9 protein-coding genes are annotated in these 15,585 nt (G+C 69.6%); 1 reads left to right on the top strand and 8 read right to left on the bottom strand.

The features are described 5' to 3' along the window. The first annotated feature begins 32 nt into the window (after positions 1 to 32). Positions 33 to 668 (top strand): hypothetical protein, encoded by a 636-nt coding sequence (locus AC07NG_RS21400; RefSeq protein WP_494596233.1) that lies wholly within the window; start codon positions 33 to 35, stop codon positions 666 to 668. 45 nt (positions 669 to 713) lie between these two features. Here the strand turns inward: AC07NG_RS21400 and AC07NG_RS21395 are convergent, their stop codons facing one another. The 8 genes from AC07NG_RS21395 to AC07NG_RS21360 all read right to left on the bottom strand — a co-directional run bounded on the left by AC07NG_RS21395 (position 714) and on the right by AC07NG_RS21360 (position 15,546). Next, positions 714 to 1,361, bottom strand: a complete 648-nt coding sequence (locus AC07NG_RS21395) for a response regulator transcription factor (RefSeq protein ID WP_494596232.1) — start codon at positions 1,359 to 1,361, stop codon at positions 714 to 716. Between the two features lie 55 nt (positions 1,362 to 1,416). Continuing rightward, complete coding sequence (locus AC07NG_RS21390; RefSeq protein ID WP_494596231.1) at positions 1,417 to 1,779, bottom strand: response regulator transcription factor; 363 nt, start codon at positions 1,777 to 1,779, stop codon at positions 1,417 to 1,419. A gap of 99 nt (positions 1,780 to 1,878) precedes the next feature. Then, the gene (locus AC07NG_RS21385) at positions 1,879 to 4,173 is read right to left on the bottom strand and encodes an acyl-CoA dehydrogenase (RefSeq protein ID WP_494596230.1); all 2,295 of its coding nucleotides are present in this window, start codon (positions 4,171 to 4,173) and stop codon (positions 1,879 to 1,881) included. Between the two features lie 223 nt (positions 4,174 to 4,396). Next, a complete protein-coding gene (locus AC07NG_RS21380; RefSeq protein WP_494596228.1) occupies positions 4,397 to 5,632 on the bottom strand; it encodes a pectate lyase family protein in 1,236 nt (411 codons plus the stop codon). Between the two features lie 149 nt (positions 5,633 to 5,781). Continuing rightward, on the bottom strand, positions 5,782 to 9,243 hold the full coding sequence (locus AC07NG_RS21375; RefSeq protein WP_494596227.1) for a TonB-dependent receptor domain-containing protein: 3,462 nt from the start codon (positions 9,241 to 9,243) through the stop codon (positions 5,782 to 5,784). A 179-nt stretch (positions 9,244 to 9,422) separates the two neighbouring features. Next, positions 9,423 to 12,560, bottom strand: a complete 3,138-nt coding sequence (locus tag AC07NG_RS21370; RefSeq protein ID WP_494596226.1) for a sugar-binding domain-containing protein — start codon at positions 12,558 to 12,560, stop codon at positions 9,423 to 9,425. Further along, positions 12,557 to 15,202, bottom strand: a complete 2,646-nt coding sequence (locus tag AC07NG_RS21365) for a glycoside hydrolase family 3 C-terminal domain-containing protein (protein WP_494596224.1) — start codon at positions 15,200 to 15,202, stop codon at positions 12,557 to 12,559. Before AC07NG_RS21365 ends, AC07NG_RS21370 begins: the two co-directional genes overlap by 4 nt. Further along, positions 15,202 to 15,546, bottom strand: a complete 345-nt coding sequence (locus AC07NG_RS21360) for an HU family DNA-binding protein (protein WP_487291450.1) — start codon at positions 15,544 to 15,546, stop codon at positions 15,202 to 15,204. The genes AC07NG_RS21365 and AC07NG_RS21360 overlap by 1 nt, the downstream gene beginning before the upstream one ends. Positions 15,547 to 15,585 lie beyond the last annotated feature (39 nt).

Here is a 15,585-nt window from a genome sequence, read left to right as displayed (position 1 = left end):
GGTCCGCGCGGATCACGGCATAGCTTGAGGTCATGCCGACCGACGCCCTTTCCCGCCTGCCGCCGCCCGCTCGCCTGCGCGAGGTGATGCAGGCGCTCGCCGCGCTCGACGCGATCCTCTGCCCGGAGTGGGAGTATCGTTACTTCTCCTTCGACTCCCGGTGGGGCGCAGACGAGGCCATGGGCTCGATCCGCAACGGCCAGGGCGACGACCTCTTCGTGCTGTTCAACGCGGCGGGGGCCTTCATCAAAGGCCTCGATCACGAACTCTGGGAGGCGCAGGACGATCCGCACGCCCTCTACCGCCGCGTGCCGCCCGCTTTCGCGAGCGGCGTCGCCGAGCCCGCCTTCTCGCCCGATCACGCGACCTTCTGCTGCTGGCGCGCCTTCGATGACGAAGCCTGGGGCTACGCGAGCCTGCCGTCGCTCGGAGGTGACGACGGATCCTACTGGCTGCTCGGCATGCTGAACGGCGATCCGGCGACCTATCTGGACTTCGCGCGCAGCTATTACGAGGTCGAGGTGGACGCAGATCTGGTCGCCCAGGTTCACCAGCGCACGCCGATCACGCCCGGGCTGGCGACGGCGCTCAATCCGGAGATCGATTTCGGGGCGCTGCGGGTCCATCTGGCGGAAATCGACTATCCCGTCGCGGCGGATCAGGGTTGATCGACATTCGCCATTTGAGATGAGAACCACGCGGCTCGCTGGCCCCTACCCCGCCGCCCGATCCCTCTCCAGGGCCTCGGCCATCCGCACCAGCTCCGCGAAGGAGCCGGCCTGCATCTTCTTCATCAGGCTGCCGCGGTGGAGCTTGACGGTGATCTCTTGGAGGCCGAGTTCGCCGGCGACCTGCTTGTTGAGCAGACCGGCGGTGACCAGGGTCATGACCTGCTGTTCGCGCGGGGTCAGGCCATCAAAGCGGGCCTTCACCTCGGCGACGTCACGGGCCAGTTCGCGGCGCTTTCCGTCCTTGGCCAGGGCGGCGGTGACGGCGTCGATGACGTCCTGGTCGCGGAAGGGCTTGGCGAGGAAGTCGACCGCCCCGGCCTTCATGGCCCGCACGGTCATCGGCACGTCGGCATGGCCGGTCATGACGATGACGGGCGCGCGCACCCGGCGGGCGGCCAGCGCCTCTTGCAGATCCAGGCCGCTCATCTTGGGCATGCGCACGTCGACGAGGATGCAGCAGGCGCTGTCGGGCATCGGCGCGTCCAGTAGGGCCTGGGCCGAGGCGTAGAGCGCCGTCTGCAGGCCGACCGAACGGAACAGCTTGTCCATCGAGCCGCGGAACAGCTCGTTGTCGTCGACGATCACCACGGTCTGCACCGCTTCTTCCGCCCGCCGTTCCGCCTTGGCCATCCGCCTCCACCAAGCTAAGCTGGGGCCCCCGCCCCCTTATCCGACAAGCGCCGCCTCAGGCCTCGTCGAGCATCGTCTTCAAGCTGGCCTCGATCCGGTCGGGCGCACAGGGCTTTTCGAGAAAGTCCCGGGCGCCGGCGGCCAGGGCCTGGTCGCGCATGTCCGGAAAGGCCGTGACCACCACCACCGGCAGGTCAGGATGGCTGCCCCGCAGGCGGCGCAGCAGGTCGAGACCCGAAATCTCGGGCATGTGGATGTCGGTGACGACCACGGCCCAGCTCTCCGGCCCGGAGGCCAGGAAACTCGCCGCCGAGCCGAAGACGCCGACCTCCAGCCCGAAGGAGCGGATCAGCCGCGCCAGGCCGGAACGGACGAGGGCGTCGTCGTCGATGACGGCGATGGCGCGCCGGCGGGACATGGCGTTTCTCTAAGCACGCCCGGAACTTGGACGCTGACAAACGAGCCTTAGCCCCCTCGTCCTGGCGGCGACACCCATACAGTGGTTTAGGCGCGGGGCTCAGATGTTGGGTTGGGGCGCCTCGAAGCTGCGCGGCTCGCCGCGGTCGATCGGGCTCGGCGGACGCGGAACGGCGTCGCTGCGGACAGGCGCCGGCGCGGCCAGGCCGTCGTGGGCGAAGTCGTCGACGGCGATGACCTCGGCCACGGCCTTGTCGGCGGCGTCGAGGGCGGCTGCTTCGTCGGCGGTGATCAGACCCTGCTCCCAGGCGAGGTGACGGTCGCGAACCTTGGCGGCCTTCAGCCGGTCGTGGATCGGCTGGGTGGCGACCACGCGCTCGAAGGCGTCGATCAGCTGACCCACCGCCTCGTCCTTGCCGCCGACATAGACGTTCTCGACCAGGCGGTCGCGGGTTTCGGACGGGTGGATCAGCAGCTCGGCGCAGGCGCGGGTGAGGTTGTCCGACGGCCCGCGACGACGGGCGCCGAACGGCAGGATGGCGGCGCGCAGCAGCCAGCCGGCCAGGCGGTTGGGCAGGTTGGCGAACAGTTCGTCGAAGCGCTGCTCGATGGTGGCGAAGGCCGTGTCGGCGCACCAGTGCAGCAGCGGGAAGTCGGCGTCCTGGCGGCCCTCGTCCTCCCAACGCTTGAGGGCGCCGGACAGGAAATAGAGCTCCGACAGGATATCGCCCAGCCGCGCCGACAACATCTCGCGGCGCTTGAGGTCGCCGCCCAGAGTCAGCAGCGCGATGTCGGAGGCCAGGGCGAAAGCGGCCGAGTAGCGGCCCATCTGGCGGTAGAAACGGGTCGCCCGGCCGGCGTCGGGAACCGGCGAGAGCGCGCCGCCGCTCCAGCTGCGGGCCACCGTGCGCAGGCCGTTGCGAAGGCTGTGGGCGACGTGCTTCCAGAAGGCCTCGTCGAACCGGTCGAGATCCTGCTCGCCGATCGCCAGGATCTCTTCGAGCATGTAGGGGTGCGCACGGATCGCGCCCTGGCCAAACACCATCAGGCTGCGGGTCAGGATGTTGGCGCCCTCGACGGTGATGCCGACCGGCACGGCGCGGTACTGGGCGCCCATGTAGTTGCGCGGCCCCTCGATGATCGCCTTGCCGCCATGCACGTCCATGGCGTCGTTGACGACGATCCGCATCCGCTCGGTGGCGCCGGACTTCAGCAGGGCCGAGATCACCGACGGATGGTGGCCCAGATCCAGGCCCGTGCAGGTCAGGCGGCGCGCGCCGTCGACGAGGTAGGCGTTCCCCGCGATGCGGGCCAGGCGCTCCTGCACGCCCTCGAACTTGCCGATCGGCACGTTGAACTGGCTGCGCACCCGGGCGTAGGCGCCGGTGGTCAGGGCGCTGAAGGCGGCCGCCGCGCCCGACAGGGCCGGCAGTGAGATGCCGCGCCCGGCCGCGAGCGCCGTCATCAGCATCTTCCACCCCTGCCCGGCCCGCTCGGCGCCGCCGATGACCAGGTCCATGGGAATGAAGACGTCCTTGCCCCAGTTGGGACCGTTCTGGAAGGTCTGGAAGGCCGGCAGGTGGCGACGGCCGATCTCGACGCCGGGCGTGGTGGTCGGTACGAGCGCGCAGGTGATGCCGACGTCCTCGTCGCCGCCGAGGTAGCCGTCGGGGTCACGCAGCTTGAAGGCCAGGCCCAGCACCGTGCAGACGGGGCCCAGGGTGATGTAGCGCTTGTGCCAGTTGAGGCGGATGCCCAGCACCTCGCGGCCTTCCCAGGTTCCCCGGCAGACCACACCCTCGTCGATCATCGCCCCGGCGTCGGAGCCGGCCTCGGGACTGGTCAGGCCGAACGCGGGCACCTCGCGGCCATCGGCCAGGCGGGGCAGCCAGTGGTCCTGCTGGGCCTTGGTCCCGAAGCGCAGGATCAGTTCGCCCGGCCCCAGAGAGTTGGGCACCATGGTCGTCACCGCCGCCGAGACCGAGCGGGTGGCGATGCGGCGGACGATCTCGGCGTGGCCGAAGGCCGAAAAGCCGAGGCCGCCGTATTCTTTGGGGATGATCATCCCGAAGAACTTCTGCTCCTTCAGGAAGGTCCAGACCTGCGGCGGCAGATCGCGCGTCTTCCAGGTCATGGTCCAGTCGTCGAGCATGGCGCAAAGCTGCTCGACCGGCCCGTCCATGAAGGCCTGCTCGTCGGGGCGCAGCTGGGGCTTGGGGAACGACAGCAGTTCGTTCCAGTCCGGATCGCCGGTGAACAGGGCCGCGTCCCACCAGGTGTCGCCCGCGTCGATGGCGTCGCGCTCGGTCTGCGACAGGGCCGGCATCACGCCTTGCGCCCACTGGAAGATCGGCCGGGTGAGGAGATCCCGGCGCAGGGAGGAGAAGCTGGTCATGACGCCCGCCTTGGTTACTGGTCGGGGGTCAAACGCGTTTCGAAGCCCGAGCGATCCTTCTCCCCTTGCGGGAGAAGGTGGCGGCCGAAGGCCGACGGATGAGGGGTCGCGCTGACTTCGGGCGTTTCACCCGGCCTGACCGCCGCACGCGGTGTTGAGTTCTGAGAGACCCCTCACCCGACCTCCCTCCGGGAGGCCACCCTCTCCCGCAAGGGGAGAGGGATCAGTGGGGGTAGCCGCCGACTTCCTTCTCGTCGTCGATGACGCGACCGGTTCCGGTCTTCACCTGGCGGAGGATGCGCAGGTCGATGGCGTCGCGGTCCCAGGGCCTGGCGCCGGCCGTGGCCAGAACCGCCGCTTCTACCTTGGCGGCCGGGAGAGGCTTGAAGCCCTTGGGCCATAGCGGCGGTCGCGCCAGCCGGCGGACCGTCGGCAAAGGCGCCGTCGGCAGCACCCGCAGCTCCGGCATCGGGCGGCCGTCGGCGTAGGTCGCATGGTTGTCGCGGGCGTAGAGGTCGAGGTCGCCCTGGCCTTCGACGATCAGGAACGGCAGGTCGGGCCGGGTCGAGGCGCCGCCCTTGACGACATTGCCGACCAGGGCCAGCTGGCCTACCTGCCAGGCTCGCCCCTCCCACTCCGGCGCGTTGAGGGCGTAGTGCATGGCCCGCGTCCCCGGGTCGTAGACCAGGTTGTTGGCCGAGACGGCGTGGACCGCGCCCTTGAAGAGCTGGTTGCGCTCCAGATTGTGGGCGTAGAGGTTTCCGACGATCAGCACCTCCGTGGCGTTGTCGTGGATCAGGGTGCCCTTCGAGTGCTCACCCTTCACATGACTGGCGTGGGACAGGCCCTCGGCGACGATGTTGTTGCTGAAGGTGATCCGGCGGGAGGTCCCGTTCCGCCAGGCCCGCACCGTGTCGCCGCCGTCGAAGCGCGGGCCGGAGGCCGAGAGGTTCTCGTCGGTGGCCCAGGCGATCGAGCAGTGATCGACGACCACGTCGTGGGCCTTCCAGCAGGTGATGCCGTCGACCTCCCAGCCGCTGCGATCGGGGGCGCCGTCGCGGCCGGCCCGGACTCGCAGGTGGCGCAGGACGACGTCGTGGCTTTCGACCTGGATCCCACCACGGATGAAGGTGATCCCCGGCGACGGCGCGGTCTCGCCGGCGACGGTGAGGAAGGGCTCGCGTATGCGGATGCTCTTGCGGGCGAGGTCGATGACCCCGGCGACGTCGAACACCACCTTGCGCGGGCCGGCCGCCTCGACGGCGGCGCGGAACGAGCCGGGGCCGTCGGGCGCCAGGGTGGTGACGCGGATGACGCGGCCGCCCTCCCCGCCCTTGGCGCTGGCCCAGCCGGCGGACGCAAGGTCGGGCGCCTTGGCCCAGGCTGTGGCGGGAAGCAGCAGTCCGGCGCCCGCTGCGGCCAGCAGGGTCCGGCGGTCGATCGATGTCAGGTCGCGCATGGTCATCGCCCCGTTCTCCCCGAACTGAAAAAGAAGCGGCGGAGGACCGCAAAGGTCCTCCGCCCAAGCCGCCTTCGAGCCCTGGGGGGACAGCCGAAGGGGACGGCCGCCGCGCGAAGGGGCGCGGACGGCCAGTGGTTCAGGCGCCGTTAGTACTTGTAGCGAACGCCGATCCGGTAGTTGGGGCCGCTGCCGCCGTAGGAGAGGATCACCGGGTCGGTGAAGGTGAAGCGCTCGGACTTCTCGTCGGTGATGTTCAGCGCCTCGAAGGTGATGGCGACCTGCTTGAGCGGCTGGTAGCGCATCGAGAAATCGACGTTCATCGTCGATTTCGCCCCGTCGAACTCGTTGATCAGCGGACCGTCGCAGGCCGAGCCGTTGGCCTGCAGGCCCGGGTCGCAGTTGCCGGCCCCGACCGGGTACTTGGTGTAGTACTCGTCGCGCTGGGCCATGGAGACGCGGGCGTTGAACTTCTTGGTCTCGTAATAGACCGTGAAGTTGACCCCCTTGGGCGAAGCGCCGAGCCAAGGGCCGGTGCCGTAGACCGGGGCCTTGGTCACCGCGCCCGTCGTGGCGTTCACCGCGCCGGGATCCAGGATGTACTTCAGCTCGGTGTCGAGCTTGGTGACGTTGAACTGGACGCCGAGGTTCTTGAAGTACCAGGGCAGGAAGGTGAAGTCCTGCTGGTAGCTGAACTCGAAGCCCTGCAGCACCCCGCCCGGCGCGTCGCGGACCTGGCGGGCCAGCATGACGTTGTCGGCGTCGATATAGGCCCGGCGGAAGACATCGCCGCCGGTCTCGCCGGGGAACTGGGCCCGCAGTTGGGCGATGGCGTCGGCGTCGAGGAAGGCCGACAGCGGGGCCTCGTAGAAGACGGTCTGCGGGTAGGAGTCGATGTCCTTGCGGAAGTAGCCCAGGCTGATCAGGCCGCCCTTGGCGAAGTACCATTCGGCCGCCACGTCGAAGGCCTTGCCGCGGAACGGCGAGAGCTTGGGATTGCCGACGGTGAGCGTGCCGCCGGTGACCGAGCCGTCGCCCGGAATGCTGACCCCGGTGATGGCCGGCGACAGGTTGCCCAGCAGAGGACGGGCCATGACCTTGGCGGCGGCGAAGCGGATGTAGAGGTTGTCCCAGGCCTCCCAGGTCAGGTTCCCGGACGGCAGAGTGTCGCTGTACTTGTTCTCGCCGGTGATGCGGCGGCCGGCCGTGGTCTCGCCGACCGACTCCACCTCGGTCTCGGCCTGGCGTACGCCGATGTTGCCGAAAAGGCGCCGGCCGCCCCAGACCTCGTAGTTGAAGCCGAACTGGGCGTAGTAGGCGAGGTTCTTCTCGGCCACCTCGAACGAGGCCGAGCGGTTGCGCTTCCGGGTGATGCGGAAGTCGCCGTACTTGTTGATGCAGTTGCAGGTGAAGCCGAAGACCTTGTCGAAGGCTTCCAGGCTGGGGGCGAAGAAGCGGGTCGTCGAGCCGGCCGGCACGTCGAGGCCCTGGCCGAATTCGATGACCTGGCCCAGCGAGGCGACGCTGACGCCGGCCTCCTTTTCGGTGGGGTTCAGGAGGTCGTTGTTGCGCTCGTACTGGTCGGTCGAGAACTCGTACTTGCGGCCGGTGACACCGAACTTCAGGGTCCAGTGCTCGTCGACCTCGTAGGTCACGTCGCCCTTGATGCCGTTGTAGGTGTTCAGGGTGTTGCGCGTGTAGTTGCGCATCCCTGAGAAGCCCTTGACGATGCCCCACTTGGTGGGGTCGGCGGCGTCGAAGCCGGCGTCGAAGCGCGGCATGCCCTTGGCGCCCCGCTCGTCGAAGATAAAGGCCTCCTGGGCGTCCATGTAGTTGAACTCGACCAGGGTGCCCTGGTTCTTGTTCTCCGAGCGCGAGGCGCCGTAGGCGACCACGGCCTTGAGCTTGTCGCTGAACTCGTGGGTCAGCTCGGCCGAGACCTGGCGGAAGTCGGTGGTGTAGGCGCCGCGGTCGGCGCCCGAGCGCCAGTCGACGTTTCCGAGCTTCAGATATTCGGCGTTCTGGCCGACCACCTCGGCGTCGAGCAGCTTGACCGACGGGCGGCCGATCAGGTCGCCGCGGAACGGCAGGGACGTGGCCGAGCCGGCGTAACCGGGCGAGGACGGGTTGGTGTAGTACTCGTAGGGATCGAGATTGTAGGGGTTGTAGCTGTAGGCGTAGCCGCTGACCGGGGTCGAACCGTAGAGCTGCTGGCCGCAGTCCTGGCCGGGGTTGAGGTCGGTCTCGGCCGTGAAGGTGCAGCCGCCGGGATAGAGGGCGCGGCGCTGGGCGTCGGTCATGGCGCTGCCGGCGCGGGCCGTAGCGGTGGGGGTGTTGGCCCCGTACTGGTAGCTGGCGTTGGTGTTGTTGCGGTTCAGCCCTACCGGCGAGAGCTGGTAGTTGGTGCTGACGCTCTCGAACCGCGAATAGAGGCCGTCGACCGACAGCTTGGTGCGCGGGCCGATCTCGAACTGGAACGAGCCGGTCAGGCCCAGGCGCTCGGTCTCGACGTCGCGCTGGGCGATCGAGGGCAAGGCCGGGAAGCGGATCAAGCTGTCGTTGCAGCCCGGCGAGACGGGGGTCAGGGTCGCCACCGACTGGGCTGCCGCGGCGGCGCAGTTGGGATAGAGCTTGGCGTAGGCGGCGGGGTCCGAGCCGGTCAGTTCCGCATAGGCGGCCGGATTGGCGATCGGATTGTAGTAGTTGGCCGGATTGGCCTTGTAGGCGTCGAGCGCGGCCCCGGTCAGGGTGGTCGGGATCAGGGCGGTGAACACCGTGCCGGTGGGGGCGGCGAAGCCGGCGCGGCCGGGCAGTTCGTCGCCGGTCCAGGTCGAGCCGCGATAGGTGTAGTCGGCCGAACCGCCGCCCCGGGCGTAGGTGTCGTCCTCCGAGGTGCGCTTGGCGTAGGCGGCCGACAGCAGCAGGCCCACCCGGCCGTCGAGCCAGCGGTTGGACACCAGGCCCGTGATACGCGGGCTGTGCTTCTTGCCGTTCTCGTAATAGCTGTCCTCGGCCGACAGGGCGAAGGCGCTCTTCTTGTAGTCGAAGGGCCGGCCGGTGATCAGGTCGACCGTGGCCCCCAGCGAACCTTCGTCGGCCTCGGCGGACGAGGACTTGCGCACCCGCACCGAGCTGAACAGCTCCGAGGCGAAGGCGTTGAAGTCGAAGGCGCGCGAGCGGTTGGGGCTGGCGCCGGAGTCGTTGGCCGCGCCGGTCGACAGGGCCTCCATGTTGTTGATCCGTACACGGCTGAAGTCGCCTGACAGGCCGCGCACGCTGATCGTGCGGCCCTCGCCGTTGTCGCGGTCGATCGAGATGCCCGGCAGGCGCTGGAGGGACTCCGCGAGGTTGGAGTCGGGGAAGTCAGCGATGTCCTCGGCGTTGATGGCGTCGAGCATGACGTCGGAGTTCTTCTTGGTGTCGATGGCGCTGCGCAGGGCGGCGCGATAGCCGGTGACGACCACCTCGCTGACGGCGTTGTCGGTGATCGGCTGGTCGGCTGCCGGCTTCGCGGCCGCCTGGGCCATGGCGAACGCGGGGCTCAGCAGCACAGCCAGCGAAGCCCCGGCCAGCAGCCGCGGACGCGACATCACCTTGTTCTGAATAGTCATTTCCCTTTTCCCTCCCATTATGGATCGCGCCCTTGGACGCGTCGGATTTGGCGCGAGCGCTCCCATTCGCCGCGCCAGGGGGCGTGGCGGCGGGAAGGCCGTTGCTGATCTCTTGGTGTGGTCTCGGACGGCCGGCGGACCGGCCGTCAGGTCAGGCTCTACGCACTAGACATCGTCGCTCACCCTCCTGGGCTCGTGATCGGATCGGCGGCCAGCCAGTCCAGGGCGTTGCTGAGCCAACGGGCCTGGAGGGGCGGGGCCATGTCGGGAAGCCGGTGGACCAACGCCCGCATCACTCCCTTGCGGGCGATCAGGCTGGCCGCGCCATTGCGGCGGTCGTGGTCGCGGCTGTAGGCGGCAATCACCTCGACGCCCTCCCCGTCCACGATCAGGCCGTTCGACGGCTGGCCCTCGACCTGGTGCAGCACGCTCATGGCGCGATCGGCGGGGATCCCGGCGAAGGTCTGGTGGGACCGGACATAGTTCCAGTTGCCCATCCACGGGGCCCGCAGGCCGCCGACCTGGCCGGCGTAGGTGAAGAGGCCAAGGCTGGCGAGCTGCCGCGCGACGCCTTCGGCAAGGCCGTCTTCCTGCACCATGGCCAGCAGCGGGGTTCCGGCGGCGACGGCGGCCAGCACGTCGGCGGGCAGCTCGCCGAGCACCAGTTCGACCTTCTCGCCCTTCTTGGGCTGGGCCTCGAGGCCGGTCTGCTCGCCGACCTGACGACGGACGATCTCTTCGGCTTTCAGGCCCGAGGCGACGATCCCGTCGTAGCGGACGCCGGGCTTGAAATCCTCGACCACGACGCCGGGCTGCTTCTCCAGTTGGACGCGCAGGCTCCTGGCGACGCCGGAGACGGCGAGCTTCAGCTTGCGGCGCGGCGCGCCGTGCGGTGCGGCGACCCAGATCTCGCGGTCGGAAACCACCTCGCCCGAACCCGCCAGCACCAGTCGGATCACATGCCGCCCTTCCCGCTCGAAGGCCGGGGTGCGGACGCTTTCGGCGACCAGCCACGACAGGCGGTCGGGCTCGTGGGCGGGAACCGGCCAGCGGCCCGCCGCCCGTTCGGCGCCGTCAGGACCGATCACGCTGAGCACGAGGTCGCCGCTCACCGACTTGCCGGTGTCATTGAACAGCCAGAGGTCCAGCTCTGCCGCCTCGCCCGGCACATAGGCCAGCTTGCGGGGCTTGGCGACGGCCAGAACCGGCCGCAGGCTCTGGCTCATCAGGGCCGGATCGGCCTTGAAGCCGCGCAGCACATCGACGATGCCCGAGTGGTTCTCGATGGCCGTGCTTTCCCAGCCGGAGATAGCGGCGACATCGACCGTTTCGCCAAGGCGGATGTTCTCCAGGTAGTTGCGCCAGGCCTCGTAGGCCTTGGCGCCGACCGACAGGAACAGGGCCTCGGTGGTCGGGAAGGCCTTGCGGAAGCCCCAGCGGTCGAGAAAGGCGCTGGTCGCCCCGACGATCGCCTTGTGGTCCTCCAGGTCGTAGCTCTTGCCGCCCCTGGCCAGGATCTCGGCCACCATGGCCACGTGGTTGTCGGCGACGGCGCAGCCCTGCATCTCGCCGAACTCGACGATGAACGGCTTGCCGGTCTGGCGGTGGATGTAGTCGTCCTTGCCCGCGTAGAATCGGTCGTACCACTGGTCGCCGGCGCCCTGATGCTCGACCCACCAGCCGCCCCATTGCTCGACGTCCGAGCGGTAGTAGTGGTCGTCATAGGGCAGGTGCATCGCCTGGGCCGCGCCGCGCTTGACGAAGCCGTCGTTGAGGATGACCGCGCGGCTGGGGTCGAGGTCGTGCATGGCCTTGAGCACGAACTGCACGTCGGGATTGGCCAGGTTCGCGCCGATCTCGTTCTGCAGGGTGTAGTGGGCCAGCGACGGGTGCGAGCGGAAGGCGCGCACCATGGCCTGGCACTTCTCGACCATGAACTGGCGGCTGAAGGCGTCGGCGGGCGACAGGGCCTCGCCGGGCTTGAGGTCGCGGCCGATGGCGTGGCGGCCGCCGCCGGGCTCCATCACCCGCAACAGGCCCATCTCGTCCATGGCCTGGAAGACCTCGGGCTTGCCGACGTTGCGGTGGAAATGCAGCGCGTTGAGGCCCAGCGTCCGGGCCGAGGTGACCTCGCGACGGGCCAGGTCCTTGGTCGGCCACAGGCCGTTGAAGCCCCAATAGCCCCAGGAGATCGCCGAATAGAGCCGGATGCGGCGGCCGTTCAGCCGCAGCAGGGCGTTGGTCCCCACGCCCTCGACGCCGAACCAGCGGAAGCCGAAGCGGACCTCGCGAGTGTCGATGTCACGCCTGGTCTCGGCCCAGGACAGGCGCAGGCGATGCAGGCGCGGCGTGTCGAGGTCCCAGAGATCGGCCTTGGGCGCGGTCACTGAGAAGCGGACGCGCAGGCGGCGGCCGTCCTCCAGGGCTTCGAGACTCTCCAGCTTGATGTCGGCGGCGACCGGCGCGCCCTGATCGTCGACGAGGGTCGCCGAGGCCTTGGCGCGCAAGGCCTGCGGGCTCGCGACGGGCTTTTCCAGCACGACGTCCATGAAGGCCGTGACGGTGCGAGGATCTGGCGTGTTCAGCACCCAGGCGTCGTCGATGCGCGCCGTCAGCGGATGGACGCTCAGCGTCAGGCCGCGATCGAGGCCGCCGAAGCCGTGGGAGGCGAAGAGCTTGACCTTGCCCCAGGCCATGGTGGTGCTGTCGCGCCAGTCGAACCGGCCGCCGGGATTGGTGATGCGGATGGAGAGGCGGTTGGCCTGCCCCGGCTGCATCGCCGCCGTCAGGTCGCAGGCGAACGGCAGCTCCGACATGATCGAATAGCCGACCAGCCGCTCGTTCAGGAACACCTCGGCCCGCAGCCGCGCGCCGCGTAGGTTTAGCAAGACGCGCTTGCCCTTGGCCGAGGCTGGAATGTCGATCGACCGCGACCACCACGAGACGCCCTTGTAGGCGCCGTAGCGGGGCACGTCGTCGTCCTCGGCGTAGCGGTATTCGTCGGCGCCGTAGGGGCGCGAGGCGAACCTGCCCCAGAAGTGCTCCTCGACCGTGGTGGGCAGGCTGACGGTGATGGCGTCGGGCGCCTTCAGCGCGGTCCAGCCGCCGGTCGGCGGGTTGACCGGCAGGGCGGCGAGATCGACGGCGCTGGGCAGGTGCAGCACGTCGTCCTTCCACGGCGCGGCCTGGTCGATCCACAGGCTCCAGCCCTCGTCGGGCACGGCCAGGAGGTCGGCGGCCGAGGCGGGCGCGGCCATCCCCGTCGCGGCGAGACCCGCGCCGCCGACGGCCAGGAAGGAACGGCGGTCGAGCCTCACGGCAGCACCTTGCGGCCGGAGACGTCGAGGCGGGCGGCGACACCGGCGGGCTTGGCGAGACCTGGCCGTGAAACGGGCTGACCGCCACCGATCCAGAGGTCGACGGGGCCGGCCTCGACCGAACGCACGCCCGCCGCATCGACGACGCTGAGGGCCGAGGGATCGAGATCGAAGGTCAGGGTCTTCGTCTCGCCGGCCTTGAGGGCCACGCGCTGGAAGCCCTTCAGCGACCGCACCGGTGCGCCTGCGCCGCCGCGCGAGACGTAGAGCTGCGCCACCTCGTCGCCGTCTCGCTGGCCCGCGTTGGTGACGTCCACCGAGACCTTCAGCCCCTCGCCGGCCTTGACGGTCCTGACCAGTTTCGGCTGGCCGTACTTGAAGGTCGTGAAGCTCAGGCCATGGCCGAACGGATAGAGCGCCTCGCCGCCGAAGTAGCGGTAGGTGCGCCCGGCCATGCCGTAGTCCTTGAACGGCGGCAGCTGGTCGGCCGAACGGTAGAAGGTCAGTGGCAGACGGCCAGAGGGATTGAAGTCGCCCGCTATGAGGCCCGCCACGGCGTGACCACCCTCGCCGCCCGGATACCAGGCCTCGACGATGGCCGGCAGTTTCCCGTCCGCCCAGTTTACGGCCATGGCCGAGCCGTTCATCAGCACCAGCACGACCGGCTTGCCGGTGGCTTGCAGGCCTTCCAGCAGCGCCTCCTGCGGGGCCGGCAGGTCGATGCGCGTGCGGTCGCCGCCGGCGAAGCCCGGGGCGCGGACCGACATCTCCTCGCCTTCCAGCTTGGCGGTCAGGCCACCGACGAACAGCACGAGGTCAGCGTCCTTGGCCGCGGCGATCGCGGCTTCGGCGCCCTGGCTGGGTCGGCTCCAGGTCAGGCGCTGGTCGCCGCGGTCGCCGTCCTGCCAGGCCTCGACGGTGATGGCGCGAGCCTGGCCGGCGGTCAGGGCGACGGCGCCCTCCGGCGTGGCGTCGGCCGGGCGCTTCCAGGCGTCGACCACGACCTTGCCGTCGACGATCACCCGATAGCCTCCCTCGCCGCGCAGGGTGAAGCGATGGACGCCGGTCTCGGTGGGCTTGAGATAGCCGCTCCAACGCGTTGAGGTCTGGCGCTTTTCCCGTTGCGGACGCCCCCAGGCGACCTGGACGTTGGCGGCGGCGTCGGCCTTGGCCTCGCCGGCCAGCGCGAGGCCCTGGAAGGTCTCGACCTTGACGCCCTTGGCCGCGCAGGCGGCGTCGGCGCAGAGGACGTCATTGGGCAGGGTCGCCATCGGCGCGCCGACCAGGCCCGTCCCCTCGACATAGGCGACCTGGGCGTCCGGATAGCGGGCGCGGACGCCGGCCAGCACGGTCACCGGCTTGGACGGCGTGCCGTTGTAGTTGCCGACCAGGGCGTCGAGGCTGTCGGCGTTGGGGCCGATGACGGCGATCCGCTTCGGCGCCGCCTTCAGCGGCAGCAGACCGTCGTTCTTCAGCAGCACCATCGAGGCCTGGGCCGTCTTCAACGACAGGGCGCGGTTGGCCGGGGTGTCGTTGTCCGTCGAGGTGATCCTGGCGTAGGGCCCCGTCGCCGGCGGATCGAAGAGCCCCAGCTTGATGCGGGCGATGAACAGCCGGCGGACGGCCTGGTCGAGCTCGGCCTCGCTCATCAGCCCGGTCTTCACCGCCTCGACGATCGGGCCGATATCGGCGCTCTTGTCGGCCCCGAACTCGGCGCAGATCAGGTCGGTGCCGGCCTTGACGCTGACGGCCACGGCCTGCGCCGGGGTCTTAACGTACGAATGCGAGGTCGGCAGGAAGACGTCGGCGATGGCGGCGCAGTCGGAAACGACGTGACCCTTGAAGCCCCACTTGCCGCGCAGGGTGTCCTTCAGCAGGACATCGCTGGCGCAGGCGGGCACGCCGTCGACGGCGTTGTAGGCGCACATCACGGCCTCGACCTTGCCCTGCTTCACCAGGGCCTCGAAGGCCGGCAGGTAGGTGTCGGCCAGATCGTGCTTGCTGGGATGGATGTCGTCGTGGTGGCGGTCGGCCTCGGGACCGCTGTGCACGGCGAAGTGCTTGGCGGTGGCGGCGGTCTTGTAGTGGGCGGGATCGTCGCCTTGCAGACCCTGGACGAAGGCGACGCCAAAGGCGGCGGTCAGGTGCGGGTCCTCGCCCCAGGTCTCCTGGCCCCGGCCCCAGCGCGGATCGCGGAAGATGTTGATGTTGGGCGACCAGACGGTCAGGCCGCGATACTGGGCGACCGCGCCGTCGGGACCGCGCTTGTCGAGGTATTTGGCGCGGAACTCGGTGGCGATGGTGTCGGCCACGTCGTGGATCAGGGGGACGTCCCAGGTCGCGGCCATGCCGATGGCCTGCGGGAAGACCGTGGCCTCGCCGGCCCGGGCGACGCCGTGCAGGCCCTCGCTCCACCAGTTGTAGGCCGGGACGCCCAGGCGCGGGATGGCCGGGGCGGCGTGCTTCAGCTGGCCGGCCTTCTCCTCCAGCGTCATGCGCGAGACGAGGTCGGCGGCGCGGGTCTCGGGCGAGAGGCTTACGTCATGGAAGGCGTCGGCGGCGAACGCGGCGGGCGCCGTGGCCAGCGCCAAGGCGAGCATGGAGACGAGGCCGAAGCGATGGCCGGGAATGGAAACACGCATCAAACATCGCCTCGGGAGGAATTCAGGTCGCGCAGCAGCTTGCGGTCGGGACGCCAGACGACGGCGCGCTCGCCGCCCAGGTCGGCGCGGGCGCCGCTGGAAGGATTGACCAGGCCGTAGCGGCGCTTGTCGCGGATTTCAAAGCGGCCAAGGCCCGGCAGTTCGACGGCCTTGCCCTCGAGCAGGGCCTGGCGGATCTGGCGGCACAGCGAGCGGGTCAGCATGTCGCCGACATCTGTCTGGAACGCGCGGCCGATGTCGAAGACGGGCTCCTCGGCGGGCCGGGCTTCGGCCTCGGCGCGGCCGTCCGGCGACGCTTGCGAGTCGCGTGCAGAGCTGTTCATGGCGCCGCCTCCCCTTCCCAATCGCGGCCTTTGTCGGCC

Source organism: Caulobacter sp. GW821-FHT10C03 (assembly GCF_059415485.1).
Note: the sequence above shows the minus strand (reverse complement) of the source record. Positions and strands in the feature narration are given on the sequence as shown.

Bases quoted from the DNA above. Each gene is read 5' to 3' on its own strand.
- AC07NG_RS21400 (WP_494596233.1), top strand. From the start codon at position 33: ATGCCGACCGACGCCCTTTCCCGCCTGCCGCCGCCCGCTCGCCTGCGC.
- AC07NG_RS21395 (WP_494596232.1), bottom strand. From the start codon at position 1,361: ATGGCCAAGGCGGAACGGCGGGCGGAAGAAGCGGTGCAGACCGTGGTG.
- AC07NG_RS21390 (WP_494596231.1), bottom strand. From the start codon at position 1,779: ATGTCCCGCCGGCGCGCCATCGCCGTCATCGACGACGACGCCCTCGTC.
- AC07NG_RS21385 (WP_494596230.1), bottom strand. From the start codon at position 4,173: ATGACCAGCTTCTCCTCCCTGCGCCGGGATCTCCTCACCCGGCCGATC.
- AC07NG_RS21380 (WP_494596228.1), bottom strand. From the start codon at position 5,632: ATGCGCGACCTGACATCGATCGACCGCCGGACCCTGCTGGCCGCAGCG.
- AC07NG_RS21375 (WP_494596227.1), bottom strand. From the start codon at position 9,243: ATGACTATTCAGAACAAGGTGATGTCGCGTCCGCGGCTGCTGGCCGGG.
- AC07NG_RS21365 (WP_494596224.1), bottom strand. From the start codon at position 15,202: ATGCGTGTTTCCATTCCCGGCCATCGCTTCGGCCTCGTCTCCATGCTC.
- AC07NG_RS21360 (WP_487291450.1), bottom strand. From the start codon at position 15,546: ATGAACAGCTCTGCACGCGACTCGCAAGCGTCGCCGGACGGCCGCGCC.